This window comes from Rhizobium mongolense subsp. loessense (assembly GCF_900099775.1).
Classification (GTDB): domain Bacteria; phylum Pseudomonadota; class Alphaproteobacteria; order Rhizobiales; family Rhizobiaceae; genus Rhizobium; species Rhizobium loessense.
This window is the reverse complement of record NZ_FMTM01000006.1, coordinates 58,744-85,649: the sequence shown is the minus strand read 5'-3', so window position 1 is coordinate 85,649 and position 26,906 is coordinate 58,744. Positions and strand designations below refer to the sequence as shown.

Annotated in this window: 24 protein-coding genes; 10 read left to right on the top strand and 14 right to left on the bottom strand. The window is 57.2% G+C overall.

Annotated elements, in window-relative coordinates; genetic code table 11:
* Positions 1 to 108: 108 nt before the first annotated feature.
* Complete coding sequence (locus BLP23_RS19800; protein WP_092586563.1) at positions 109 to 1,494, bottom strand: RsmB/NOP family class I SAM-dependent RNA methyltransferase; 1,386 nt, start codon at positions 1,492 to 1,494, stop codon at positions 109 to 111.
* The gene (htpX, locus tag BLP23_RS19795; protein ID WP_092586765.1) at positions 1,485 to 2,447 is read right to left on the bottom strand and encodes a zinc metalloprotease HtpX; all 963 of its coding nucleotides are present in this window, start codon (positions 2,445 to 2,447) and stop codon (positions 1,485 to 1,487) included. The genes BLP23_RS19800 and htpX overlap by 10 nt, the downstream gene beginning before the upstream one ends.
* Positions 2,448 to 2,555: 108 nt before the next feature.
* Between htpX and BLP23_RS19790 the strand changes: the two genes are divergently transcribed.
* Positions 2,556 to 2,780 carry a DUF1674 domain-containing protein gene (locus BLP23_RS19790; protein ID WP_092586764.1) on the top strand — a complete coding sequence of 75 codons (225 nt, stop codon included), beginning with the start codon at positions 2,556 to 2,558 and terminating at the stop codon, positions 2,778 to 2,780.
* 263 nt (positions 2,781 to 3,043) lie between these two features.
* Here the strand turns inward: BLP23_RS19790 and acs are convergent, their stop codons facing one another.
* Entirely contained in the window at positions 3,044 to 4,999 is a 1,956-nt protein-coding gene (acs, locus tag BLP23_RS19785) for an acetate--CoA ligase (protein WP_092586562.1), read from the bottom strand.
* A gap of 229 nt (positions 5,000 to 5,228) precedes the next feature.
* Here acs and BLP23_RS19780 point away from each other — a divergent pair, with 229 nt between their 5' ends.
* A complete protein-coding gene (locus BLP23_RS19780) occupies positions 5,229 to 5,936 on the top strand; it encodes a DUF1013 domain-containing protein (protein ID WP_092586561.1) in 708 nt (235 codons plus the stop codon).
* A gap of 71 nt (positions 5,937 to 6,007) precedes the next feature.
* On the opposite strand, the gene BLP23_RS19775 is transcribed toward BLP23_RS19780, so the two are convergent.
* The 3 genes from BLP23_RS19775 to BLP23_RS19765 form a co-directional block, all read right to left on the bottom strand.
* The gene (locus BLP23_RS19775; RefSeq protein WP_092586560.1) at positions 6,008 to 6,913 is read right to left on the bottom strand and encodes a flagellin N-terminal helical domain-containing protein; all 906 of its coding nucleotides are present in this window, start codon (positions 6,911 to 6,913) and stop codon (positions 6,008 to 6,010) included.
* 175 nt (positions 6,914 to 7,088) lie between these two features.
* Positions 7,089 to 8,999 (bottom strand): propionyl-CoA synthetase, encoded by a 1,911-nt coding sequence (locus BLP23_RS19770; protein ID WP_092586559.1) that lies wholly within the window; start codon positions 8,997 to 8,999, stop codon positions 7,089 to 7,091.
* 83 nt (positions 9,000 to 9,082) lie between these two features.
* Positions 9,083 to 9,742 carry a YggS family pyridoxal phosphate-dependent enzyme gene (locus BLP23_RS19765; protein WP_092586558.1) on the bottom strand — a complete coding sequence of 220 codons (660 nt, stop codon included), beginning with the start codon at positions 9,740 to 9,742 and terminating at the stop codon, positions 9,083 to 9,085.
* Between the two features lie 201 nt (positions 9,743 to 9,943).
* Here BLP23_RS19765 and leuS point away from each other — a divergent pair, with 201 nt between their 5' ends.
* From leuS to holA, 3 genes are read left to right on the top strand one after another with little or no spacing between them, the layout of a single operon-like run.
* Positions 9,944 to 12,574, top strand: coding sequence for a leucine--tRNA ligase (gene leuS, locus BLP23_RS19760; protein ID WP_092586557.1), 2,631 nt, complete (start codon positions 9,944 to 9,946; stop codon positions 12,572 to 12,574).
* Positions 12,564 to 13,085 (top strand): LPS assembly lipoprotein LptE, encoded by a 522-nt coding sequence (lptE, locus tag BLP23_RS19755; RefSeq protein WP_092586556.1) that lies wholly within the window; start codon positions 12,564 to 12,566, stop codon positions 13,083 to 13,085. The genes leuS and lptE overlap by 11 nt, the downstream gene beginning before the upstream one ends.
* Before the next feature lie 10 nt (positions 13,086 to 13,095).
* Positions 13,096 to 14,133: a DNA polymerase III subunit delta gene (holA, locus tag BLP23_RS19750; RefSeq protein ID WP_092586763.1), complete on the top strand. Its 1,038-nt coding sequence runs from the start codon at positions 13,096 to 13,098 to the stop codon at positions 14,131 to 14,133.
* A 3-nt stretch (positions 14,134 to 14,136) separates the two neighbouring features.
* Here the strand turns inward: holA and BLP23_RS19745 are convergent, their stop codons facing one another.
* The 8 genes from BLP23_RS19745 to hemE all read right to left on the bottom strand — a co-directional run bounded on the left by BLP23_RS19745 (position 14,137) and on the right by hemE (position 22,846).
* Positions 14,137 to 15,021 carry a ParB/RepB/Spo0J family partition protein gene (locus BLP23_RS19745; RefSeq protein WP_022718399.1) on the bottom strand — a complete coding sequence of 295 codons (885 nt, stop codon included), beginning with the start codon at positions 15,019 to 15,021 and terminating at the stop codon, positions 14,137 to 14,139.
* Between the two features lie 19 nt (positions 15,022 to 15,040).
* Positions 15,041 to 15,835, bottom strand: coding sequence for a ParA family protein (locus BLP23_RS19740; protein WP_022718400.1), 795 nt, complete (start codon positions 15,833 to 15,835; stop codon positions 15,041 to 15,043).
* 19 nt (positions 15,836 to 15,854) lie between these two features.
* Positions 15,855 to 16,472, bottom strand: a complete 618-nt coding sequence (gene rsmG, locus BLP23_RS19735; protein WP_092586555.1) for a 16S rRNA (guanine(527)-N(7))-methyltransferase RsmG — start codon at positions 16,470 to 16,472, stop codon at positions 15,855 to 15,857.
* 21 nt (positions 16,473 to 16,493) lie between these two features.
* Positions 16,494 to 18,368 (bottom strand): tRNA uridine-5-carboxymethylaminomethyl(34) synthesis enzyme MnmG, encoded by a 1,875-nt coding sequence (mnmG, locus tag BLP23_RS19730; protein WP_092586554.1) that lies wholly within the window; start codon positions 18,366 to 18,368, stop codon positions 16,494 to 16,496.
* Between the two features lie 37 nt (positions 18,369 to 18,405).
* A complete protein-coding gene (gene mnmE / locus BLP23_RS19725) occupies positions 18,406 to 19,722 on the bottom strand; it encodes a tRNA uridine-5-carboxymethylaminomethyl(34) synthesis GTPase MnmE (protein WP_092586553.1) in 1,317 nt (438 codons plus the stop codon).
* A gap of 89 nt (positions 19,723 to 19,811) precedes the next feature.
* Positions 19,812 to 21,077 (bottom strand): transcription termination factor Rho, encoded by a 1,266-nt coding sequence (gene rho, locus BLP23_RS19720; protein WP_092586552.1) that lies wholly within the window; start codon positions 21,075 to 21,077, stop codon positions 19,812 to 19,814.
* A 192-nt stretch (positions 21,078 to 21,269) separates the two neighbouring features.
* Positions 21,270 to 21,806 carry a protoporphyrinogen oxidase HemJ gene (gene hemJ / locus BLP23_RS19715; RefSeq protein ID WP_092586762.1) on the bottom strand — a complete coding sequence of 179 codons (537 nt, stop codon included), beginning with the start codon at positions 21,804 to 21,806 and terminating at the stop codon, positions 21,270 to 21,272.
* Positions 21,807 to 21,811: 5 nt separating this feature from the next.
* A complete protein-coding gene (gene hemE, locus BLP23_RS19710) occupies positions 21,812 to 22,846 on the bottom strand; it encodes a uroporphyrinogen decarboxylase (protein WP_092586551.1) in 1,035 nt (344 codons plus the stop codon).
* Between the two features lie 403 nt (positions 22,847 to 23,249).
* Here hemE and BLP23_RS19705 point away from each other — a divergent pair, with 403 nt between their 5' ends.
* The 5 genes from BLP23_RS19705 to dnaQ are packed head-to-tail and all read left to right on the top strand — an operon-like array spanning position 23,250 to position 26,872.
* Complete coding sequence (locus BLP23_RS19705; protein ID WP_092586550.1) at positions 23,250 to 24,071, top strand: pyruvate, water dikinase regulatory protein; 822 nt, start codon at positions 23,250 to 23,252, stop codon at positions 24,069 to 24,071.
* Positions 24,072 to 24,105: 34 nt separating this feature from the next.
* Positions 24,106 to 24,705 (top strand): Maf-like protein, encoded by a 600-nt coding sequence (locus BLP23_RS19700; protein WP_092586549.1) that lies wholly within the window; start codon positions 24,106 to 24,108, stop codon positions 24,703 to 24,705.
* Entirely contained in the window at positions 24,698 to 25,558 is an 861-nt protein-coding gene (locus tag BLP23_RS19695) for a shikimate dehydrogenase (protein ID WP_092586548.1), read from the top strand. The genes BLP23_RS19700 and BLP23_RS19695 overlap by 8 nt, the downstream gene beginning before the upstream one ends.
* Positions 25,555 to 26,166: a dephospho-CoA kinase gene (coaE, locus tag BLP23_RS19690; protein ID WP_092586547.1), complete on the top strand. Its 612-nt coding sequence runs from the start codon at positions 25,555 to 25,557 to the stop codon at positions 26,164 to 26,166. Before BLP23_RS19695 ends, coaE begins: the two co-directional genes overlap by 4 nt.
* Complete coding sequence (gene dnaQ / locus BLP23_RS19685) at positions 26,159 to 26,872, top strand: DNA polymerase III subunit epsilon (protein WP_092586546.1); 714 nt, start codon at positions 26,159 to 26,161, stop codon at positions 26,870 to 26,872. Before coaE ends, dnaQ begins: the two co-directional genes overlap by 8 nt.
* Positions 26,873 to 26,906: the final 34 nt, after the last annotated feature.

Below are 26,906 nucleotides of genomic sequence, written 5' to 3'. Positions count from 1 at the left end.
TATTGTCTATTGACCCTCATGATTAAGAATAGGTGAAGGAGGGCCGCATTCAGCGGTAAGACTGCATTAATTTGTGACAGAAACGAAATCTAGGGAAGGTCCATGCAATCAGGCAACACGCCGCAACACTGCAGCGTAAAAACCGTCAATACCTGAAGCGACCGTTGCGGGCATGCGCAGCATGGCCGGGGTCGTCCGGAATTCGCCAAGCGGACCGATCGCCATTTCCAAACCGGGCCATCGAGCAGCGTCGATCCGGACGCGCTCGACATTCGGTGTGTCCGCCAAGATGCGGCTGACGACATTCTCGCCCTCGACGGGATCCAACGAGCAATTTGAAAAGACGAGAGTACCGCCAGGCTTCAGGAGCGTCAGCGCATGGCGAAGCAACCGTTCTTGCACGCCAGCAAGCTTTGCGATGTCCTCCGGCCCCTTCGTCCAGAGAACATCCGGATGACGGCGCGTCGTGCCCGTCGAGGAGCAGGGCGCGTCGAGCAGGATGGCGTCAAACAGCTCCGTTGGCTGGTATTTCATAAGATCCGTCGCCAGCGTTTCTGCCTTGAGGGCGAGGCGATCGAGATTGGAGCGTAGGCGCTTCAATCGGCTTTCGGATTGATCAATCGCAGTGACGCTACCTCCGGCGAGAATGAGTTGTGCGGTCTTGCCGCCCGGTGCGGCGCAAAGATCGACGACGCGTTTGCCAGACAGGTCGCCAAGGAGCTTGGCCGGAATGCTTGCCGCGGCGTCCTGCACCCACCATTCGCCTTGATCGAAACCTTCAAGGGAGGGGATAGTGCCATCAAAGGCTGCGAGACGCACACCACCGGTCGGCAGAACTTCCCCATTCAACCTTGCTGCCCAGCCTGCCGGATCCGACTTCACGGTGAGATCGATTGCCGCCGGCTCAAGCTGAGATTCGACGATCGCCGCGGCGGCCTCTTTCCCGTAAGCCTTTTCAAGACGGTTGATAAACCAAACCGGCATCGGCGAAACCTTCGCGATGTCTTCGAGGACCTTCTCCTTCTCGCGGCCAAGACGTCGCAGGATCGCATTCACCAGTTTTGCGAAGCGGCGATTGCGAGGATCCTGATTTGCCTGCTCGACGGCAAGGTCGACCGCCGAATGGTCGGGGACGTCGAGATAAAGGATCTGCGCCGCTCCAACCGCAAGCACATGATGAAGTGCGCGCGCGCCTTCCGGCAACGGCGAGTCTAATAGAGAAGCAATCGCCGCATCGATGCGGGGCAGGTGACGGAGCGCAGTGTTGAGAATAGCGCGAACCAATGCGCGATCGCTCTCCCCGAGTGCCTTATATGCGGGATTGCCGTGTTCGTGATCCAATGCACCATCTAGTGGCAGTTTGCGATCAATCACGGCAGCGAGAATCTTCGCTGCGGCCGCACGCGCCGCCAGGCCAGGCTTTACGGCGAGGCGTTCTGCAGGCGGTTTCTTTTTGTTGAATGGCTTATTTCTGCCGTCTGAGTTCAAGACCAGGGCCCTTTTGGCGGTTGGGAACCACCGCGGCCAATACCCGTATTAGGAACCGAGCGCGATCTGCGCGACGGATTAGCAGTGCGAACCGTTGCCGTCGAGCCATTCATACCGTTGCCTGCCATTTCCTGAAGTGCGGCAATACGGTTTTCCGTATTCGGGTGTGTCGAAAACAGATTGTCCATCCGTTCCCCGGAGAGGGGATTGATGATGAACATATGCGCCGTCGCAGGATTGCGCTCGGCATCATAATTCGGGATATGCGCCGCTCCACGGGCAATCTTGCCGAGCGCGGAAGCGAGCCAGAGCGGGTCGCCACAGATTTCGGCGCCGCGACGGTCGGCAGAATATTCTCGCGTCCGGCTGATCGCCATCTGCACGAGCATGGCGGCGAGCGGCGCTACGATCATCGCAAGAAGCACGCCGACGAAACCGAACGGGTTGTTGTTGTTCTCGCGATTGCCGCCAAAAAAGAATGCGAAGTTACCGAGCATCGAGATTGCGCCGGCAAGCGTCGCCGTGATCGTCATCGTCAGCGTGTCGCGGTTCTGGATATGCGCCAGTTCATGCGCCATCACACCTGCCACCTCTTCCGGCGAGAGCGCGCTGAGCAGCCCCGTCGAGGCTGCAACGGCGGCATTCTCCGGATTGCGGCCCGTGGCAAAGGCATTCGGCTGCGGATTGTCGTAGAGATAGACTTTCGGCATGGGCAGGCCGGCATTTCGCGCAAGGTCGCGAACGATGCGGAAGAATTCCGGCGCATTGCGCTCATCGACCTCTTGCGCCCGGTAGGCCGAAAGCACCATCCGATCCGAATTCCAGTAGGAAAAGAAATTCATGCCCGCAGCGATCAAGAAGGCGATCATCATGCCGCCGCGACCACCGATCAGGAATCCGACGAACATGAACAGGGCCGTCATGAAGGCAAGCAACATGGCAGTGCGAACGAGGTTCATCGAGGTCTCCATCTCCCGTCTGCGGCAAAAGGGTTTCAATCGAGCCGCCGGCGCACTATGATTTGGTTATTCGCCAGCCATTTTCAATATTTCCGGCGGGAGACGCAATTGCAGCCAGCGGACAACGACAACGTAGATAGCACTGTGGCCGAAGGAGCAGAACTGCCGCGCAAGGTTCTGTCACCCGCTGCCAAACGCGCGCTTGCCGAGGCCGAGGAACGACGTAGGAACCAGAAATCCCTGGAACTGCCACCGGAGATCGGTGGAAGGGGAGGAGCCGAGCCAGCGCGCTTTGGCGATTACGAAATCAACGGCCGCGCGATCGACTTTTAAGTAAATATTGGTGTTCTTTTCGCCCCTTGAAGTTCTCGCGATTGTCCTGGACTGGAGTCGGCACGGCAACAATTGACGGCGGGTTCACCGCGCGTGCGGTTGATGAAGGGCGACCAGTATCTTCGCCAGAGTCGCCAATGTGGTTCTTTGAGAAGGTCGGAACCCGGCCGAAGCCGTGAATACGACGACGCACGCAAGCTGCGCGCCGTCTGTGTCAGCAAGACTGTAAAGCGACTTCCGGGTTTCCGGGAGCCGCTCTGATTTCAGGCGGTTGCCTTGTTTTGCCTGTTGGCGATGAGATCATCGACGACCGCCGGATCGGCAAGCGTGGACGTATCTCCGAGCGCGCCGAAATCGTCTTCGGCAATCTTGCGCAGGATGCGGCGCATGATCTTCCCGGAACGGGTTTTCGGCAAGCCGGGGGCAAACTGAATCTTGTCCGGGGATGCGATCGGGCCGATTTCCGTGCGAACATGCTTCACCAACTGTTGGCGCAATTCATCGGATCCTTCGTTGCCCGCCATCAGCGTGACATAGCAATAGATGCCCTGTCCCTTGATCGAATGCGGGTAGCCAACGACCGCGGCTTCCGAAACCAGATTATGCGAGACGAGCGCGGACTCCACCTCGGCCGTGCCGAGACGGTGGCCGGAGACGTTCAGCACATCGTCGACACGACCTGTGATCCAGTAGTAGCCGTCTTCATCGCGGCGGCAGCCGTCGCCGGTGAAGTACTTGCCCTTGTAGGTGGAAAAGTATGTCTGGATGAAGCGCTCATGGTCGCCGTAGACCGTGCGCATCTGCCCGGGCCAGCTGTCGGTAATGCACAGGTTGCCGTCGGCGGTGCCTTCCAGCACTTTGCCTTCATTGTCGACGAGCTGCGGCTTCACGCCAAAGAACGGTACGGTCGCTGAACCCGGCTTCAGGTCGATCGCACCAGGCAGCGGCGTGATCAGGATGCCGCCGGTCTCTGTCTGCCACCAGGTATCGACGATTGGGCAACGGCCATCACCGACGACATTGTAATACCACTCCCAAGCTTCCGGGTTGATCGGCTCGCCCACCGTCCCGAGCAGGCGCAAGGACGAGCGGGATGAACGGGTGACAAAATGGTCGCCGGCGCCCATCAACGAACGGATCGCTGTCGGAGCGGTATAAAAGATGTTGACCTTGTGCTTGTCGATGATCTCCCAGAAGCGGCCCTGGTCGGGAAAGTTCGGCACACCTTCGAACATCAGCGTCGTCGCGCAGTTCGCAAGCGGACCGTAGACAATGTAGGAATGGCCGGTCACCCAGCCGACATCGGCCGTGCACCAGTAGATATCGCCATGGTGATAGTCGAAGACGTATTCATGGGTCATCGACGCATAGACAAGATATCCGCCTGTCGTGTGCAATACGCCCTTCGGCTTACCGGTGGAGCCAGAGGTATAGAGGATGAACAGTGGATCCTCCGCTTTCATCTTCACAGGCGGGCACTCGGCTTTCACCGTCGCCGCTTCCTGGTGGTACCAAAGGTCGCGGCCGGGTGCCCAGCCCGTCCTGCCGCCGGTCCGGCGCACGACGAGGACCTTGCTGACCGTCACATGCTGGCGGGCCGCGATGTGGATCGCGGTATCGGCATTGTCCTTCAGCGGCACCGGCTTGCCGCCGCGCACGCCCTCGTCGCAGGTGATGATGAACGTCGATTCACAGTCTACGATACGTCCGGCAAGCGCTTCCGGCGAAAAGCCACCGAAGACGACAGAATGCACGGCGCCGATGCGGGCACAGGCGAGCATGGCATAGGCTGCTTCGGGTATCATCGGCATATAGATGGTGACGCGGTCACCCTTCTTGACGCCATGCTTCTTCAACACGTTCGCCATGCGGCAGACATGCTCGTAGAGCTCGTTGTAGGTGATCTTCTTGTCGATATAGGGATTGTCGCCTTCGAAGATGATGGCGACCTGGTTACCGTGCGTTTTCAGGTGGCGGTCGATACAGTTGTAGGAAACGTTCGTCTGACCGTCTTCGAACCACTTGATCGAGACCTTCCCGGTAAAGGACGTGTTCTTGACCTTCGTATAGGGCTTGAACCAGTCAATCCGCTTGCCGTGCTTGCCCCAAAATTTGTCCGGGTTCTCGATGCTCTCCTCGTACCATTTCTCATACTTGGGCTTATCGATCAGGGCATGGCTCTTCACCAGTTTAGTAACCGGATGGATCTTTTCCGACATGTGGTTCCTCCTCAGCACAGGCACCGGCAAACTGCGCAAAGCGATCGCCGGAACTCGATTTATGGCATTCATAGCAGGTCAAAAGCACCCGGCAATTAGACAAAGGTCATTTCATTCCTGATCAATTGCAATTCTGCGTCACTACAGTTATATAGCGCCATATTTCCCGGATATTATGGTGATATCCACGGACCGCGACACCGGCGCGGACGACAGAAGGACTATATCCATGGCTCAACAATTGCTCATGCCGAAGGCGACCGCCATCTGGCTCGTCGACAATACGGCGCTGTCTTTCGATCAGATCGCCCAGTTCTGCAAGCTGCATCCGCTCGAGGTGAAAGCAATTGCCGACGGCGAGGCAGCGCAGGGCATCAAGGGCCTGGACCCGATCTCGACCGGCCAGCTTTCACGTGATGAAATCGCCCGCGCCGAAGCAAACCCCAACCACAAGCTGAAACTCTCGGAGCCGAAGGTCCGCGTCCCAGAATCCAAGCGCCGTGGTCCGCGTTACACGCCTGTTTCCAAGCGCCAGGACCGTCCGAATGCCATTCTCTGGCTCGTTCGCAATCACCCTGAGTTGAAGGACGCTCAGATTTCACGCCTCGTCGGTACGACGAAATCGACGATCGAGCAGATTCGTGAACGCACGCATTGGAACTCGGCCAACCTGACGCCGATGGATCCGGTCACGCTCGGCCTCTGCAGCCAGATCGACCTCGATATGGAAGTGGAAAAGGCATCCAGGGGCCGGCCACTGCCGACCGCCGCCGAACTTGGCGCCACGCTGCAGTCCGCCCAGGAAACTGAGCGCATGAGCCCGAATTTCGAACGCGAAGAAGAGCGCGAAATCGACGCCGATGCCGTCTTTGCCAAGCTCAAGTCTCTGAAGTCTTCCTCCAAGGATAAGGATGAAGACGAAGACGAGCACTTCTGACCTGTTTGCATAAAGTGAAACGACCCGCCGGATCGCTCCGGCGGGTCTTTTGTTTTCTGCTATTGCCGCGTTTAGCTGCGGAAGAGCGACAGGATGTTCTGAGATGCCGAGTTCGCAATCGAGAGAGATTGGATTGCAAGCTGCTGCTGCGTCTGAAGAGCGGTCAGCTTGGATGATTCTTCCTCCATATCGGCGTCGACGAGACGGCCGATGCCAGAGTCGATCGAGTCGCTCAAAGTCGAGACAAAATCTTCCTGCAGTTGGATGCGAGTGGAGATCGAGCCGAGCTGTGCACCGGCGCTGGTCATCGCCTTGAGAGCGGATTCGACAGCCGTCAGCGCAAGACCGACGTCATCTGTGGTGAAATTGGTGATGTCCATCTTATAGACGGAGCCGATCGTACCGTTCGAGGTGCCGATAATACCCGTGGACGTTTCGATCAGGCCTCCGCTCATACCGAACAGGACGTTGCCGACCGAGGTATCGTCGAGGATGTATTCGGTCTGCTTGACGGATACAGCGTTCGAGCCATCGCGAACGAAGGTCGAAACGACGCTCTTCGTACCCTCGCCGGCGACCCAGTTCTCACCGGAGAAGGAAGCAGACTGAGCGATGCTCAGCAGCTGAGCCTGAAGCTGGGAAATCTCTTCCTGAACCTTGGCCTTGTCGACGCCCTTTTCGGTAGCGGCAACCAGCTTGGCCTTGATTTCGGAAACAATATCGATGGCGCTGTCCATCGCAGCATAGGCAGTATCGACCTTGGCGGCACCGAGGCCGAGAGCGTCGGAAACAGCCGAAAGTGCCTTGTTGTCGGAACGCATGGTCGTTGCGATCGACCAGTAAGCGGCATTGTCGGCGGCCTTGCCGACACGCAGGCCGGACGAAACGTGGTCCTGGGTTTCCTTGAGGCTCTGGTTTACACCGCGAAGGGTCTGCAGTGCCGCCATTGCGGCAGTGTTCGTTAGAATGCTTGACATCGCTTTTTGTCCAATTCGCTTGGGTGAAAGGGCATTCCGGCCCGAGGCCGAGAGCGGCGGTGCTTCATGCTCACCTGCAACAGGTGTCCGTGCGCCGAACCTAGCGAAAACATGGTTAACAACTCGTCAACGGTGGTTACATCTCGTCAACGAATCTTACCGAGTAGGTAATTTCCTACATTGGAAGCGAGCCAAAACCCTTGCTGCGCAGGGCATCCGCAATTTCATGCAGAATAGCCGGATCGTCGATGGTCGCCGGCATTTTCCATGGTTCGCCGTCCGCGATCTTCTGCATCGTGCCACGCAGAATCTTACCCGAACGGGTCTTGGGCAGACGTTCGACGACAATCGCCGTCTTGAATGCGGCCACCGGACCGATCTGGTCGCGAATCAGTTTGACGACCTCAGCTTCGATCGTTGCCTTCGCCCTTGTGACGTTCTTCTTGAGCACAAGGAAGCCACACGGCACCTGACCCTTGAGCGGATCAGCAATACCGACGACGGCGCACTCCGCAACATCTGCATGTTTTGCGCAGACCTCTTCCATTGCTCCTGTCGAAAGCCTGTGGCCTGCACAGTTGATGATGTCGTCCGTGCGCGACATGATGAAGAGATAGCCGTCGTCATCCACATAACCGGCGTCCGCGGTCTTGTAGTATCCCGGAAATTCCTCGAGATAAGCCGAGCGAAAACGCTCGTCTGCCTCCCACAGTGTCGGCAGACAGCCCGGCGGCAAGGGCAGCTTGGCGACGATGTTGCCGAGGGTGCCGGGCGGCACCTGATGCCCTGCGTCGTCGAGAACCTGGATCTCGTAGCCAGGCACCGGGACGGACGCTGATCCGTGCTTTGCTGGAAGCACACCGAGACCGAGTGGATTTGCAGCGATTGGCCAGCCGGTTTCCGTCTGCCACCAATGATCGATGACGGGAACTTTAAGCATCTTTTCCGCCCATTTGAGGGTTTCGGGATCGGCTCGTTCACCCGCAAGAAAAAGAGCCCGGAAATGCGGTTTCGAATAGTGGTGCACGAATTCGCCATCGGCATCTTCCCGGCGAATCGCGCGGAAGGCTGTCGGAGCAGTAAAGAGAACACGCACGTCGTATTCGCAAATTACGCGCCAGAACGCGCCGGCATCGGGTGTGCCGACGGGTTTGCCCTCAAAGATTACAGTAGCCACACCCGCAAGCAACGGAGCATAGACGATATAGGAATGACCAACCACCCAGCCGATATCGGAGGCCGCCCAGAAAACTTCGCCGGGTTTCATTGCGTAGATGTTTGCCATCGACCAGTGCAGCGCGACCATATGCCCGCCATTGTCACGAACGACGCCCTTCGGCTGACCGGTGGTGCCGGATGTGTAAAGGATATAGAGCGGATCGATCGCTTTGACGGCCACGCAAGGAATGCTCCTGCCATGGTGAAGCGCGACGGCCTCTTGGAAAGCATGATCGCGCCCAGGCACAAGTTCGGCCATCAGTTGCGGCCTTTGCAGAACGAGGCAATGTGCGGGCTTTGATTTCGCCGCAGCGATGGCTTGATCGACAAGCGGCTTGTAAGCCACGACACGGCCGGGCTCCAATCCGCAGCTGGCAGTGACCACGAGCTTTGCGCCTGAATCATCGATGCGGGCGGCAAGTTCGTTGGCAGCAAACCCTCCAAAAACCACGGAGTGGATGGCGCCGATGCGAGCGCAGGCAAGCATGGAAAAAATGGCTTCGGGCACCATCGGCATGTAGATGATGACACGATCGCCTTTGCCGATGCCGAACGCTTGAAAGGTCGCCGCGATCGCCTGCACTTCGGCAAGCGTATCCTCGTAACTAAAACGTGCCTTCGCGCCACTCATGGCGCTGTCGAAGATGATGGCTGTTTCGGTGCCGCGGCCTGCCAATACATGACGGTCCAGGCAATTGTAACAGGTGTTGGTCTCACCGTCTGCGAACCAGCGGCCGTAAACGCCCTGTGATGGCGAGAAGATCTGCTGCGGCTGCTTGAACCAGGCGATCGCTCTTGAAGCGTCGCGCCAGAATGCTTCCGGATCGCTCTTCCAGCTTGCATAGACCTGATGATAGCTGCTCTGCATTTGCTCCTCCCCAGGACATGCATGCCGTGTGGCAAGTTTAGGCGAGGGGAGGCTGGACCGGAAGCCCGACGAAAGCAGAAGGACTAACGTGCGCCGAAAATAGCAGATCCGACGCGCACGCTCGTCGCACCGAAGGCCACGGCCGTTTCGTAGTCCCCGGACATGCCCATGGAGAGTTTTTCCACTCCGCATTGTCCTGCGATCTTAGCCAGCAGGGCAAAATGTGGACCGGGATTTTCCTCGGCTGGGGGGATGCACATCAGGCCTTCAATCGAAAGGCCAAGCTCATTCCGGCAGAAATCGACGAATGCGGGTGTATGGGCGGGCGCAATACCGGCCTTTTGCGGTTCCAGACCGCTATTGACCTGGACATAGAGCCGAACGGTCCTGCCTTGCCGCTTCATTTCCCCGGCGATCGCGCGGGCGATCTTTTCGCGATCGACAGTTTCTATGACATCAAAGAGCGCAACTGCATCTGCTGCCTTATTCGATTGCAGCGGCCCGATAAGGTGCAGCTCGATGCCGGGCGTCTCGGTCCTGAGTTCCGGCCATTTGCCTTGGCTTTCCTGGACGCGGTTCTCGCCGAAAACGCGCTGACCAGCCGCAATCGCGGGGCGGATGGCCTCCGCATCAAAGGTCTTCGAAACGGCAACGAGTTGAACCGACCCGGCAGGACGCTGAGACTGACGCTCTGCTGCCGAAATGCGCGCGCGAACATCGTTCAACCGCTCTTGAAGTTCCATTACCTGATCCCGACATGTCCGCATAAGGAGGATGGCATGCACTAACCGCGCCTGACATTCTTGCCAAGGCCCTGTCTGCCAAAAAAGGCAGTTTGCTGCGAGGGATCGGACGCTTGCAGTACCCGCGAAACTTGACGCTACAGCGGTTTCATGGTGAAGGTCACCACCAACCTCCCCTGATTTTCCGGAAATTCGAATACCATGGCTACCGAACGTTATAATCCGCGCGATGCCGAGCCCCGCTGGCAGCAAAAATGGAACGAGGCGAAGGTCTTTGAGACCGACAACGCCGATCCGCGCGAAAAATATTATGTACTTGAAATGTTTCCCTATCCGTCGGGCCGAATTCACATGGGCCATGTGCGCAACTACGCCATGGGTGACGTCGTGGCCCGTTACAAGCGGGCGCGGGGCTTCAACGTCCTGCACCCGATGGGCTGGGATGCCTTCGGGATGCCGGCAGAAAACGCTGCCATGGAGCGCGGCGTACATCCGGCCTCATGGACCCATCAGAATATCGACTCTATGAAATCGCAGTTGAAGGCCATGGGGCTTTCACTCGATTGGACGCGGGAATTTGCCACCTGCGACGTCGAATACTACCAGCATCAGCAGCATCTTTTCCTGGATTTCCTGGAGAAAGGCCTCGTCTACCGGAAGCAGTCGAAAGTCAATTGGGACCCGGTCGACAATACCGTTCTTGCCAATGAACAGGTTATCGACGGCCGCGGCTGGCGCTCGGGTGCTCTGGTCGAGCAGCGGGAACTCACGCAGTGGTTCTTCAAGATAACCGATTTCAGCCAGGACCTGCTTGACGCTCTGGAAACGCTCGACCAGTGGCCGGACAAAGTTCGTCTGATGCAGAAGAACTGGATCGGTCGCTCCGAGGGTCTGACGATCCGCTTTGAAATCGTGCCGCAGACGGCGCCTGCCGGCGAAACCGAGGTGACGGTTTACACCACACGTCCCGACACGCTGTTTGGCGCCTCCTTCCTTGCGATCGCAGCTGACCACCCCTTGGCAAAGGACGCTGCCGCGGCAAATCCAGCTCTCGAAGCCTTCTGCGAAGAATGCCGCCGGGCCGGCACCTCGCTGGCAGCCCTCGAGACGGCCGAGAAGAAGGGCATGGATACCGGTATCCGGGTCAAGCATCCGCTTGATTCATCGTGGGAACTTCCGGTCTATATCGCGAATTTCGTGCTGATGGACTATGGCACAGGCGCCATTTTCGGCTGCCCATCCGGCGACCAGCGAGACCTCGATTTCGCGCGCAAATATGGTTTGCCCGTTGTTCCGGTGGTCATGCCGAAGGACGGCGATGCCGCAACCTTCACGATCGGTGACACCGCCTATGACGGCGACGGCGTGATGATCAACTCCCGCTTCCTTGACGGCAATACGACAGACGAAGCCTTCAAAATCGTTGCCGACCGCCTGTCGGGCACAATGCTCGGCAATGTGCCACAGGGCGAACGCAAGGTGAATTTCCGCCTGCGCGACTGGGGCATTTCGCGCCAGCGCTATTGGGGCTGCCCGATCCCGGTCATCCATTGCGATGCCTGCGGTGTCGTGCCGGTACCGAAGAAGGACCTGCCCGTCAAGCTGCCGGCAGACGTAACCTTCGATCAGCCGGGCAATCCGCTCGACCGCCACCCGACCTGGCGGCATGTCGCCTGCCCAACTTGCGGCAAGGACGCCCGGCGCGAAACAGACACGATGGACACCTTCGTCGACTCGAGTTGGTACTTCACGCGCTTTACGGCACCTTGGGAAGGTGTCCCCACTGATCCGGCCGTCGCAACCCGTTGGCTTCCCGTGGATCAGTATATCGGCGGCATCGAACATGCCATTCTGCATCTGCTCTATTCGCGTTTCTTCACGCGTGCGATGCGCGAGACCGGCCATGTCGACGTCAAGGAGCCATTCAAGGGCCTCTTTACCCAGGGCATGGTCGTCCACGAGACCTACAGCCGCGGTTCGGGCACGATCCGCGACTGGGTGGCGCCTGCAGATATCCGTATCGAGGAGATCGAGGGCAAGCGCCGCGCTTTCCTGCTGGATGGGGGCGAGGAGGTCTCAATTGGATCGATCGAGAAAATGTCGAAATCCAAGAAGAACGTCGTTGATCCGGATGATATCATAGCATCCTACGGCGCTGACACGGCGCGGTTCTTCGTTCTCTCGGATTCACCACCCGAGCGTGATGTGATCTGGTCGGAAGCAGGTGTCGAAGGGGCGCATCGCTTCACGCAGCGCCTGTGGCGCTTGATTTCCGAAGCATCCGACGCCCTGGCTTCCATAACGCCGAATCCGGCTAAGGACGGAGAGGCGCTTTCGATCTCGCAGGCCGCCCATAAAACCTTGAAGGCTGTCCAGAACGACTACGACAAGCTTTGGTTCAACAAGGCCGTCGCGCGCATCTATGAACTCGTGAATACATTGTCGGGCCCGCTGGCGAAAGTAGCGGCAGGCGAGGGCGACGTCGCCTATTGCGCCGCTGTTCGTAACGCGGCGGAAATTCTGGTCCAGCTCGTTGCGCCCATGACGCCGCATCTGGCCGAAGAATGCTGGGCGACGCTTGGCAACAGCGAGATGCTCGCCCGTACCGCTTGGCCTGTCTATGACGAAGCTCTGGTCGTGGAAAATGACGTCGTCCTGCCGGTCCAGATTAATGGCAAGAAACGCGCCGAATTGACAATTTCGAAAGACGCAGATCAGAATGCCGTGACACAGGCCGTCTTGAAACTCGACGCCGTCATCAATGCGATGAACGGTCAGGCGCCGAAGAAAATTATTGTGGTTCCGCAAAGGATTGTGAACATTGTCGTTTGATATCGCTCCCAGGTTCGCACGCGGCGGCGCAATCACCGTTGTCCTTGCGTTTGCAGCCTTGCTTTCCGCCTGCCAGGTTCGTCCGCTTTACTCGGAAACGTCAGGAGTTGCCGGAAAGCTCGCTTCCGTCGGCTTCTCGGACGCAACGACTCGTGTCGAACAGGAAGTTCGCAACCGCCTCATCTTCCTTGCTACGCGCGGCGCGGGCGAGCCTGTCAAGCCAGCCTACGAAGTAGAGCTGCAGGTGCGGTCTGACGTCGTCGACGCACTTCTTGTCGAATCGTCCGACACGTCGCGCGCCGGTCGCGTGACCGTCAGCGTGGATTACACGCTGCAGGCGACGGCGAACGGCCAGGTTATCAAGTCGGGTAACCGCTTCGCCACAGCGCTTGTCGATTTCCCGACCCAAGAATTTGCCAAGCAGCGCGCAATCCGTGATGCCGAAAACCGCGCGGCACGCGAGGCTGCCGAGCTTGTCGGCCTGGATATTGCCGGCGCGCTCGGTCGCTGAGGAGAAGGGCGTGGCGGAAATTAAATCTCACGAATTTGAAGGTTTTCTTCAACGTTCGGTTTCCGCCTACCGCATCTTCGTCATCTACGGGCCGGATCGCGGCCTGGTTTCCGAACGGGCGGGGCAAATAGCCGCTAAAAGCCGCGTTGCTCTGGATGATCCTTTCTCGCTTGTCAAACTCGACATCGGCGACCTACAGAAGGATCCCGGGCGCCTGCTGGATGAGGCAGGTGCTATCGGACTCTTCGGGGGAGAAAAACTCCTTTGGGTACGGGGCGCGGCGAATGAAAAATATCTGGTTGACGCCCTCGACCACCTTTCCCAAAAGCCGCTCGACGCAACCTCCATCATCGTCGAAGCCGGAGATCTGAAGAAGGGCTCGCTACTTCGCAAGCTTGCCGAAGGGACGCGCAGTATCGTTGCGATCCCTTGTTATTCGGATGATGTGCGCGCCTTGAATGGCTTGATCGACAATGAATTGGCATCGGAAGGCCTGCGCATCACGCCTGCCGCACGGCAGGCTTTGATCGGACTGATCGGCGGTGATCGCATCGCTTCACGCAATGAAGTCAGAAAGCTCGCCCTCTACTGCCGCGGCATGGAGACGATCGAGGAGCATCATGTGACCGAGATTATCGGCGACGCCAGCGCCATTTCGGTCGACGACGCCGTGGACGCCATTTTAAGCGGAAACACCAGTAATTTCCTGCATGCCATGCAGAAGATCACGACGTCCAAGACGGCTGTCTTCCTCGTCATCCAAGCCTGCCTGAAACAGTTTCAGCTTTTAGACGCAATGCGCGCAGAAATGGACGAAAAGCGGCTTCAGACAGCTCAGGTTATGCAGACCCATGGTCGCCATCTGCATTTCCGGCGCAAACCAATTATCGAACAGGCGCTACGCACCTGGAATGCCGACGCCATCAGCCGTGAAACGAGCAGGCTGCAGTCGGCGATCTTGCAGACAAGAAGGCGTCAGAGCCTGGAGGACAGCATCGCGCTACAAACATTGCTGTCCACAACGCTGCAAAGCGGGCGAAAAGGCTAAGGCTTACCGCCGCTCAAGGAGCCGGCAGACTTCTTCAAGCTGCTCCAGCGACTTATAGGCAATGCGGATCTGGCCACCGCTGGACTTGTGATTGATGGTAACATCAAGGCCAAGTGTATCGGAAAGCGTGCGCTCAAGCGCCAGTGTATCAGAATCCTTCTGATCACGTGGAGCAGCCGCACGCTGCGGCTCGGATTGCGCCTTGATATCGTTCTGCGCAAGCTTTTCGGCATCCCGAACGGACATTCCCTTCGAGACGATCGTGCGAGCAAGGGCCGTCGGATCAGAGGTCGGAACCAGTGCACGTGCATGCCCCGCCGACAGACTGCCGGCCGCAAGAAACTCACGAACGGGCTCTGGAAGCTTGAGCAGACGCAGAGAATTTGCGACATGGCTGCGGCTTTTGCCGATGATCTCGCCCAGGTCGTTCTGAGTATAGCCGTATTCGGCGATAAGCTGTTCGTAACCCAATGCCTCTTCGAGGGGGTTGAGATCCGATCGCTGAACATTCTCGACGATCGCAATCTCGAGCGCCGTCTTGTCGTCGACATCGCGGATGATCACCGGAATTTCGACGAGCCCTGCAAGCTGGGCGGCGCGCCATCTTCTTTCGCCGGCAATTATTTCATACTGGTTCGTCGCAAGGGTCCGAACAACGATTGGCTGGACAATCCCATGCTGACGAATAGAGCTGGCAAGATCGTGCAACTCGCTGTCATCAAAAAAGCGCCGCGGATTGCGCGGGTTCCGGCTCACGAATTCGATCGGGATGAGGCGGTCTGCGCTGACACCGCTCTTTTCACCATCGACAGGCACCGGCTGGTCCATCTCGCCAATCAGCGCAGCAAGCCCGCGGCCTAAACGTCTCTTCGATACATCGTCATTCATTGGAATACTCACTTGAAGCTTAAGCGGCGAGACGCTGACGTTCACGCTGGATGACCTCCGAGGCCAGCTGCAAATATGCCTGGCTGCCAGCGCATTTCAAATCATAAAGGATCGCAGGCTTTCCATATGAGGGCGCTTCGGAAACCCGGACATTGCGCGGGATCAGCGTGTGATAAACTTTCTCGCCGAGATGCGTCCGAACGTCGCTCACCACCTGCTGGGCAAGATTGTTTCGCGCATCGAACATCGTCAGCACGATACCTTGGATATCCAAACGCGGATTTACCGTTCGCCGGACCTGATCAACCGTCTCCAAGAGCTGACTCAGCCCCTCCAATGCGAAGAATTCGCATTGTAACGGCACCAAAACGGAGTGTGCCGCAGCCATTGCGTTCATCGTCAACAGGTTGAAAGAAGGCGGGCAATCCAGCAAAATATAAGTAAATTCAAAGGCTTGCGGAGTTGTGAGTGCCTTGCGGAGCTTGAATACCCGATCGCTCTGTTGAGCGATTTCCATTTCTATACCAAGCAAATCCATTGTCGACGGCACGATCGAAAGATTTGGGACAGCGGTGGGCAAAGACGCCTCCGTCACCCCGGCCTCGCCAATCAGCAAATCATAAGAAGAGAGTTTGCGATCCTTCCGATCGATCCCGAGACCAGTGCTTGCGTTACCCTGTGGGTCCAGGTCGACGATCAGGACTCGTTCGCCGATGGCGGCCAACGCGGTCGCCAAATTGATGGCAGTGGTCGTCTTTCCAACGCCACCTTTTTGATTTGCTATTGTAATAATCCGGTTTCGTTCAAAGGCCATGGCCGCATCATCCGAACTGTTAAACCAAGCGTTGGAGATTGAAGACCTCGAGTATGACCGAATCTCGCTCGACAACGCTTCGATGTTCTAGCAGATCAAAACGCCATCGACCACGTGCCTTGGCAATTTCGGCAGCGTAATCCCGGCCTTTATGGAAAAATGCACGGGTATTTCTATTGCGAAGCATCCAGGGCTCGGCAAACTCGCATAGTTTATCGAGATCGGCGAGGGCCCGTGCGGAGACAGCATCACAGGAGGGGACAATATCCGGTCCATCCTCGATACGGATGGAATGCACGGAACCGCGTGCGCCTGTCTCGCGAAGGGCCAGCCTGAGGAAAGACGCTTTCTTGTTGTTGCTTTCAATGAGATGGGCCCAACCATCACCAAGCTCGGCCAGGAAGATTGCGGTGATCACGCCGGGAAAACCGCCGCCACTACCCAAATCCACCCAGCGTTTCGGGCCGGGACTCAATTGAAAAATTTGAGCGCTGTCAGCGACGTGTCTTTGCCATGTATCACTCAACGTCGACGGAGCGACGAGGTTGATGGATTTGGACCATTTGCTAAAGAGAGCAACAAAATGCTCCAGTCTGTCTTGTGTTTCACGTGAAACACTTTGACCGTTCAACTCCATGGAAGACTCTCAAAACGTGTGTTAGGCGACTGACCGGTCTGCAGCCTCTACCTTTCGCAAATGAACGAGCAGAAGCGAGACGGCCGCGGGCGTCATACCATCTATCTTTGCAGCCTGAGCGACATTGAAAGGTCGTTGCTTGCCAAGCTTCTGCTTGAGCTCATTCGAAAGGCCAGCCAGAGTGGAGTAGTCAAAGTCGTGTGGAATAAAGCGATTCTCGTCGCGCTGAATATCTGCAATATCCGAAGACTGCCGGCGCATATAGACGGCATATGATGCTTCGATCTCCACGGCTTGCGCAATCGGCTTGCTCAACGCCTGAAGTTCCGGCCATACATTTGACAGAAGCCCCATGTCGAAATCGGGGTAGGCGAGCAGCTCATAGGCCGAACGCCTCTGCCCATCCAAGTTGATTTTCAAGCCATACTGTCGGGCCTCATTCGGTGTAATATGCAATGCCTTCAGCTGTTCTCGCGCACTGTCAAGCGCACATTTGTATTCGTGGAATTTGGCACGGCGAGCCTGTCCCAGACATCCGATCTCTTCCGCAAGCGGAGTGAGCCGCATATCTGCGTTGTCCGCACGCAGAGAAAGCCGGTATTCCGCACGTGAGGTGAACATGCGATAAGGCTCTGCAACGCCCCTCGACGTCAGATCGTCGATCATGACGCCGATGTAGGAGTTTGTCCGGCTCAGATAGACCGGTGCTTGGTTGCCCGCCCGGCGAGCGGCATTGAGACCCGCCACGAGGCCCTGGGCCGCTGCCTCCTCGTATCCCGTCGTTCCGTTGATCTGCCCTGCGAGGTAAAGTCCCGGCATTCGCTTCACTTCAAGAGCAGGCGTCAGTTCGCGCGGATCGACGTGATCATATTCGATCGCATAGCCAGGTTGGATGATCGAAACCTTTTCCAGGCCTGGTATGGTGCGGATGAACGCATCCTGCACCTCTGCCGGCAGCGATGTCGAAATGCCATTCGGATAGACGGTATCGTCGTCCAAGCCTTCCGGTTCGAGGAAAATTTGATGGCCGTCCCGCTCGCCGAACTTCACGATCTTGTCTTCGATTGAGGGACAATAGCGCGGTCCGACGCCCTCGATCTGGCCGGAATACATTGCCGAACGATGCAGGTTGTCCTGAATGAATTTATGCGTGGCAGCCGTAGTGCGCGTTACCCCACATTCAATTTGCGGATTCGCGATTGCACCGGTCATGAATGAAAATGGCGTTATCTCCTCATCTGCGCCCTGTCGGCCGACGGCTCGCCAGTCAATCGTCTTACCGTCAAGACGCGCCGGCGTGCCGGTCTTGAGGCGGCCGAGCCGAAGCCCCATTCGCGATAATGTTGCAGACAAACCGAGCGACGGATCTTCGCCGGCACGGCCCGCTGGAATCTTCTTGTCCCCGATATGAATAAGCCCGCGCAAGAAGGTTCCTGTCGTAAGGACGACGGCGCCGCAGCTTAGAATCCGGCTATCTTTCATGACGACACCCGCGATGCGGCCGTCTGATATATCAAGATCAAAGGCATCACCTTCGATAACGTCAATATTATCAATAGCTTCGATTGCTGCTTGCATTGCCGCCCGATAGAGCTTTCGATCGGCTTGAGTTCGCGGACCACGGACTGCTGGGCCTTTTTTGCGATTCAGCATCCGGAACTGGATACCGGCTGCATCGGCGATACGACCCATGAGGCCGTCCAGCGCATCCACCTCCCGCACCAGGTGGCCTTTCCCCAGGCCGCCAATCGCAGGGTTGCACGACATGACCCCGACCGTATCGCGCCGATGCGTCACCAGGGCTGTGCGAGCACCGAGGCGGGCCGCTGCGCTGGCCGCCTCGCAACCTGCGTGACCACCTCCGATTACAATGACGTCGTATTGACAGACACTCATTTCGCTTTCCCGCACGCTTCCAGGTGTTTCACGTGAATCATTTTCCGATGCAAAACTCTGAAAAGATCACGTCGAGCAAATTCTCAACATCAACGCGCCCTGTAATTCTGCCCAAGGCGTTGCCGGCGATACGAAGGTTCTCGGCCCTGATATCGAGCTCCGACGACGGATGGGCCAAAGCAGCCTCGATCGCCTTCAAGCATTCCGCAAGCGAATCCTTTTGCCGCCTGCGGCTTGGGATCGCAAGGCTATGGCTGCCGACCTGCCGCTCCAGCCGCTCGGCGATTGCGACGCGAAGCGCGACCAAACCCACGTCCGTGACGGCAGATATCGTCAGATCGTAGGCGCCCGTACCATTTCCCGCGGATATATCGGCCTTTGTCCCGACCCGCAAGACTTCCGTGTTGGCGATTGGCGGGAGCGCATGTGGACCTTCGGCCATATCCTCAAGATAGAGTACAAGGCTCGCTTGGGAGATGACCTGCTCGGCGCGACGTATACCCTCCCGCTCGACCAGTTCATTTGCTTCCCGCAAACCTGCCGTGTCATAAAGCTTTACGAGGAAGCCATTGATATCGAGATCGACGTGAAGAACATCTCGCGTCGTTCCCGCGATGTCCGTCACGATGGCAACCTCTCTCCGTGCAAGGGCATTCATCAGGGTCGATTTTCCGGCATTCGGCGCCCCCGCGATAACGACCTTGAAGCCATCGCGAATAATCTCTCCGGCCTTCGCGAGCGCGAGATGGCTTGCTAACTCTGCCTGTAGTCGGCCAACATCATCCCAGACCAGTTCCGACACCGAACCGGGTACGTCATCCTCGTCGGCAAAGTCGAGTTCGGCTTCGATCAGAGCGCGCGCCCGTGTCAATCGTTCCGCCCACGAATCGTATAACTGCGAGAGTTTTCCCTGGCTATGCTCGACCGCCAGACGTCTCTGCATCTCTGTTTCTGCGGCTATGAGGTCAGCCAGGCCCTCGATTTCGACGAGGTCGAGTTTGCCGTTCTCAAAAGCCCGACGCGAGAATTCACCTTCGGTGGCCATCCGCACGCCGTCGATCGTCTCCAGTTCCTCGAATAGTGCATTAATAACGGCCCGGCTGCCGTGCAGCTGGAGTTCGGCGCAGTCTTCGCCTGTAAAGGACGCCGGAGATGGAAAGAAGAGCACTAAACCGCTATCGACGATTGAACCGTTACGTAGGCGAATCGTTCGCAGCGACGCCTTTCGTGGCGGTGGAATGTCGCCGACCAGCAATTGCACAGCATCGCGCGTCTTCACACCACTGAGGCGGATAACCGCAACGCCGGAGGGGACTGCTCCGCTCGATAGTGCATAGATGGTTTCGTTCGACATCCTCGGTTACTCTGGCCGCCCGGATTCCTCAAAAACAAAAGCCGGCCACGCAAAATGACCGGCTTTATTATCAGACATCCGGCTATCTGTTAGGTGTTCATCGACTCGAAGAAATCCGGATTGTTCTTCGTCTGCTTCAGCTTGTCGATGAGAAACTCTATCGCGTCAGTCGTACCCATGGGGGCAAGAATACGACGAAGCACGAAGATCTTCTGCAGGTCCTGACGCGGGACAAGCAGGTCCTCCTTGCGCGTGCCGGACTTCAGAATATCCATCGCCGGGAAGATGCGCTTGTCCGCTACCTTGCGATCGAGAACGATTTCCGAGTTACCTGTGCCCTTGAATTCTTCGAAGATGACTTCATCCATACGGCTGCCGGTATCAATGAGCGCCGTTGCGATAATCGTCAGGGAGCCGCCTTCTTCGATGTTACGAGCAGCGCCGAAGAAGCGCTTTGGCCGCTGTAGAGCGTTTGCATCGACACCACCAGTCAGAACCTTGCCGGAGGACGGTACCACGGTGTTGTAGGCGCGTCCGAGGCGCGTGATCGAATCAAGCAGGATGACGACATCGCGGCCGTGTTCGACAAGCCGCTTTGCCTTTTCGATCACCATCTCGGCGACCTGCACGTGACGCACAGCTGGCTCGTCGAATGTGGAAGAAATCACTTCGCCGCGCACCGAACGCTGCATATCCGTCACTTCTTCAGGACGTTCATCGATCAACAGAACGATCAGGTAGCACTCCGGATGATTTGCAGTGATTGAGTGCGCAATATTCTGCAGAAGAACGGTTTTACCGGTTCTGGGCGGGGCCACGATGAGACCACGCTGGCCTTTGCCAAGCGGCGCGACGAGATCGATGACGCGTGAAGACAGATCCTTCGATGTCGGAACGTCGAGTTCCATCTTGAATCGTTCATTCGGATAAAGCGGCGTCAGATTATCGAAGTGAACCTTGTGACGGATCTTTTCCGGATCGTCGAAATTGATCGTGTTCACCTTGAGCAGAGCAAAATAGCGCTCGCCTTCCTTCGGACCGCGGATCGGCCCCTCGACCGTATCGCCGGTTTTCAGCGAGAAGCGGCGGATCTGCGAAGGAGAAATATAGATATCGTCCGGACCCGGCAGATAGTTGGCGTTTGCCGAACGCAGGAAGCCGAAACCATCTTGCAGCACTTCCACGACGCCCTCGCCGATAATCTCTATATCCTGGCTGGCGAGAACCTTCAGGATCGCAAACATCAGTTCCTGTTTGCGCATGGTGCTTGCATTTTCGACCTCGAGCGATTCGGCGAACGCCAGCAGATCGGTCGGGGATTTGCTCTTAAGTTCCTGAAGCTTCATTTCAGCCATGAAGTGACCATTACTCTATATTTCGAAGGGGGAAGGCTATGTTGCGTCGTTTCGGTGTTGCGAAAGGTCTCGCAGACGACTGAACTCAAAACACATGCCACGAAGATGAGATGCGCGGAAAATAGCGACTAAGATAAGACCCCGCAAGGGGGCTCCTAAAAATGAAGTAAATTTAAGCGGCGCCCATTCACTTCAAAACGGTTTAACGACGACAAGGATGACAATCAGGATCATCAGCAGCGTCGGAGCTTCGTTCATGAATCTCCAATACCGCGCCGAGCGTCGGTTTTCGTCACGGGCAAAAGCCGTGACCGCTCGGCTGAAAAACATGTGAACGACCGTCAGGAGAGCGACGAGGGCAAGCTTGGCATGCAACCAGCCGCCCTGAAAACCGTAGACAGACCAAGCCAGATACAAGCCGAAGACCCACGTCAGCATCATCGCCGGGTTCATGATGACCTTCAGCAGACGTCGCTCCATGATCTTGAAGGTCTCCGACTGCAAGGAACCTGGCTCCGCATCCGTATGGTAGATGAAGAGTCGCGGCATGTAGAACAGCCCGGCCATCCAGGAGATCACCGCGATGATATGCAGCGCCTTGATCCAAAGGTAGAGGTCGTCAGGGTTCCATACGAACAGCCCGACAGCAAGCAGCAGAAAGAGGGCGAGGGCAAAATGCGCTCGTCGCCGCGCGTAGCTACCGGATCGCCGATCCGTCTGCCTTTCCATCATTCTCAATTCCCACCGCGGCGAACGCGCTCGACCAGCAGGCGAACATTTTCCGGATCGGCCTGCGGCGTGATTCCATGACCGAGGTTGAAGATCAGCGGCCCACCACCGAGATGCGCCAAGATTTCGTCGATGCCCTCCTCAAGCGCCCGCCCGCCGGCAACGACCCGCATCGGATCAAGATTACCTTGAACCGCTCCCCCCTTTTGAAGTTCAGCAGCAAACTCAAGCGGCACCGACCAATCAAGGCCAATTGCGTCAGCACCGGTCTTCTGCCTGTAGGTCTTTAAAAGATAGCCCGCACCCTTGGCAAACGAGATGACCCGCGCATTCGGACGCCGTGCCTTGATAGCGGCAATCATCCGAGCAACTGGCTTGACGGCAAAAGCCTCGAATTCCTTTTCCCCAAGAACACCGGCCCAAGAATCGAAAATCTGCACGGCATCAGCGCCGGCATCTATTTGCGTGACCAGATATTCGGCTGAGATATCCGCAAGCAGCATCAACAGCCGTTCAAACGCTTTTGGATACTGGTAGGCGAAAAGCCTCGCAGGCGCTTGGTCAGATGTGCCGTGGCCCGCAATCATGTATGTTGCCACCGTCCAGGGGGCGCCACAAAAGCCGAGAAGCGTTGTTTCTTCAGGGAGCTCTGCGCGCAACCGCCGCACTGTCTCAAACACTGGCTTCAGATAGTCGATAGCTCCCCCCGCATCCAGACGTGAAATTCCAGCCTCGTCGATCGGGTCCATCTCTGGACCATGGCCTTCCGTAAAACGCACATTGCGCTTCATGGCATCGGGAATGACGAGAATGTCAGAGAATAAGATCGCCGCGTCGAAGCCGTAGCGGCGGATGGGTTGCAGCGTCACTTCGACAGCGTGTTCCGGTGAATAGCAAAGATCGAGGAAGCTTCCCGCCTTTGCACGCGTTTGCCTGTATTCGGGCAGATAGCGACCTGCCTGTCTCATAAGCCAGACCGGCGGAGGGGAGAGAGTCTCGCCGTCAAGAACTCTCATGATTTTCCGGCGTGTTTCGCTCAAGCGCTTCGTCCCTATAAAAATCTAAAGATATTTTAAAAGGTTTCTATTTCTTAGAGTCGGTGTCTATCAAGGATTAAAATCCATCCACTGGTGATGCCAAATGTCACGCGCGTCTACGATATCGGGACGACAACGAAAGCCTTTCATCGTAGTTTTATGGAGAAGCTCGAATCTAAAAGTGATTCCAGAAACTTGTGTTGAAGGCTGAGGCGCTTCTTTCTGTGGATATCTTGTGTATTCCAAATGAGCTCTCGAGCGCGGACCACAAATCCACAGGCCGCACTGCAGTACCCTCCAGAAGATCCGAAATGTGGATAAGGGGTCATGTTTTCCCTTGCCTCAGGCCATGCCGGTCCCTTAGCTCTTTCCTATCCAGTCTTTTCAACAGGCAGCAGAAAATAGCGTGGAGAACCGCACGAACTTCTTCCATCTGCATCTGATTTCTGACTCGACCGGTGAGACTCTGATCTCAGCCGGCCGCGCTGCTTCCGCCCAGTTCAAATCTGCCCAAGCGGTCGAACACGTCTATCCGTTGATCCGCAACCGCAAGCAGCTGCTTGCGGTTCTCGATGCGATCGACAACGAGCCAGGCATTGTTCTTTACACGGTCGTCGACCGGGAACTCGCTGCGCTGATTGATGAGAGGTGCGTCGAGATGGGCGTCGCCTCAGTGAATGTGCTTGAGCCAGTGATGGCCGCTTTCCAGCTTTATCTCGGGGCTCCGCTGCGGCGGCGTGTCGGCGCTCAACATGTCATGAATGCCGGCTATTTCGCGCGCATCGAGGCTCTCAACTTCACCATGGATCACGACGACGGGCAAATGCCCGAGGACTACAACGACGCCGACGTCGTCATCATCGGTATCAGCCGTACGTCCAAAACGCCGACGAGCATCTATCTCGCCAATCGCGGCATCAAGACAGCGAATATTCCGATCGTCCATGATGTGCCTTTGCCGGAAGCGCTTTTCACTGCGACGAGGCCGTTGATCGTATGCCTCATCGCAACGACGGATCGCATATCGCAAGTGCGTGAGAACCGGGTGCTGGGTGCGACGCCCGGCTTCGATCGAGGCCTATATACGGATCGAGCCGCGATCTCCGAAGAACTGAAATATGCCCGTTCGCTCTGTGCGCGGCACAATTGGCCGTTGATCGATGTGACCCGTCGCTCCATCGAAGAGACGGCGGCCGCGATCGTTGCCCTGCGCCCCAAGCTACGCTAAGCGCTGACATTATGAACCACGAGTTATGAGACGCATGACATCGAAACTGATTCTTGCCTCGTCCAGTCCATTCCGGCGGATGCTGCTTAAGAATGCCGGCGTGGAGTTTGAAGCGCATGCGGCAAAGATAAGCGAGCGCGCAATCGAAGCACCGCTCGAACGAGAGGGCGCATCTCCAGATACTGTAGCTTTGGTGCTTGCAAGGGCTAAAGCACACGAGGTGAGCGGCCGTTTTCCCGACGCGCTCATTATCGGCTCGGACCAGACTATGTCGCTTGGCGATCGTGTGTTTCACAAACCGCACGACATGGCTGACGCTGCCAATCATCTGAGATTACTCTCGGGACAAACACATCGTCTGAATAGTGCAATCGCCATCATCCGCAATGGTGCACTGCTATGGGAGCATGTGTCACACGCGTCGCTTACGATGCGTGTTCTGTCGGCGGATTTCATATCGCGCCATCTTGCACGCGTTGGCAACACGGCGCTTGGCAGCGTTGGCGCCTATCAGCTGGAGGGCGAGGGCATTCAACTTTTCAGCCAGATCGACGGCGATTACTTCACGATCCTTGGCCTGCCGATGTTGCCGCTGCTCGCGAAATTAAGGGAATTGGATGCGATTGATGGATGATTCACGTGAAACATTCGGCCCGAATGCCTTTGTCACCGGCTTCCCGGTGCGGCATTCTCGTTCGCCTCTGATCCACGGATACTGGCTGAAAAAGCTTGGGCTTCGCGGAAGCTACCGCGCATACGAGGTTGCTCCCGCCGATTTTGCAGCATTCATTCGATCTCTCAAGGATCAAAGGTCGGGCTTTATCGGCGGCAATGTAACCATCCCGCACAAGGAGATGGCCTGTCAGCTCGCGGACAGGCCGGACGAACTCTCCCAGGAACTCGGCGCATCCAACACGTTATGGCTGGAGGAAGGAGAACTCCATTCGACCAATACCGACGGTCACGGATTTACCGCAAACCTGGACGCGCGCCACCCTGGCTGGGATAAGCACGAGACTGCAATAATACTCGGTGCAGGCGGCGCCAGCCGGGCGGTCATACAGGCCGTTCGCGACCGCGGCTTCCGGGAGATCCATGTCGTCAACCGAACCGCTGCTCGCGCGCAGGAACTTGCCGATCGTTTTGGAGAAAAAGTCTATGCGCATCCGATGGGAGCGCTCGCGGAAGTCATGAAAGGCGCGGGTCTTTTCGTCAATACGACATCGCTCGGTATGGACGGCGAATCAGCACCGGTAATCGATTTTTCCCTGCTCGACGGTAACGCGGTCGTCACGGATATCGTCTATGTGCCGCTGAAGACACCCTTGCTGAAACAAGCCGAGGAACAGGGTTTCGCGATCGTAGATGGACTTGGTATGCTGCTTCATCAGGCGGTGCCGGGCTTCGAGAAATGGTTCAGCAAGCGGCCGCTCGTTGATGACGAGCTTCGTGCACTCGTCGTCGCAGATATGGAAAAACACAGATGATCCGGATCGGTCTCACGGGTTCCATAGGGATGGGGAAATCAACTGCGGCAAAGCTTTTTGCCGAAGCCGGTATTCCCGTCAATGATTCCGACGCTGTGGTCCATGAGCTTTATGCCGGCGAGGCAGCGCAGTTGATCGAAGCTGAGTTCCCGGGCACGGTCCGGAACGGCGTCGTCGACCGTCAGGAACTTGGCCGTCAGCTTTCACGCCGACCAGATGGCTTCAAAACGCTTGAAGCAATCGTTCATCCACTGGTTCGCCAGCGCGAAACGGAATTCGTGGAACGCGAACAAGCGCGAGGATCGGAGATAATCCTGCTCGATATCCCGCTACTTTTCGAAACTGGTGCCGAGACCCGGGTCGACATCATCGTGGTCGTGAGCTGCGATCCACAGATTCAGCGGGATCGGGTGCTTGCGCGACCGGGCATGACCGAGGAAAAATTCAATATGATTCGCTCGCGACAGACCCCGGACGCCGAAAAGCGGGAGCGTGCCGATTATGTCATCGACACGGGGCACGCCATCGAAATCACGCGGTCGAGGGTGAGTGAAATCATCGCGATCTTGAAAGCGCGGATCGCGAAGGGAGATTTCCAGAATGCGTGAAATCATTTTTGATACGGAAACCACCGGTCTCGACAGCCGCGTGGATCGGATCATCGAAATCGGCGGCGTCGAGCTTTTGAACCATTTCCCGACCGGTCGCACGATCCATATCTATATCAATCCGGGGGATCAGAAAGTCCATCCCGATGCGCTCGCCGTTCACGGCATTACCGACGAGTTTTTGAAGGACAAGAAGCCTTTCTCAGCAGTGGTTGAAGAGATCATCGAGTTCTTCGGTGACGCAAGGTGGATCGCGCACAACGCGACCTTCGACATGGGTTTTGTCAATGCCGAACTCGCTCGCCTTGGCATACCGCCGATCCTGCCGGAGAGGGTCGTCGATACGCTTTCCCTCGCTCGGCGCAAACATCCGATGGGACCGAATTCGCTCGATGCCCTCTGCCGCCGCTACGGTATAGACAACTCACACCGCACGAAACACGGTGCACTTCTCGACTCGGAACTGCTTGCCGAGGTCTATATAGAGATGATCGGCGGGCGTCAGACTGCTCTCGGTTTGAGCGTTGCGGCAACAAGCGGGCCAGGCGACGCTGAGATCGTTCTGGAGGAGGCCGTTGACATCGGATTGGAGCGGCCCCGGCCACTCGCACCGCGCCTTAGCGAAGCGGAAGCTCATGCTCACGATGCGTTGATTGCCGCGCTCGGCAGTAAAGGTATCTGGGCCAGATACGATCGCCCAAATTAAAAATGCCCGGGCTTTGACCCGGGCACCGCAGTCA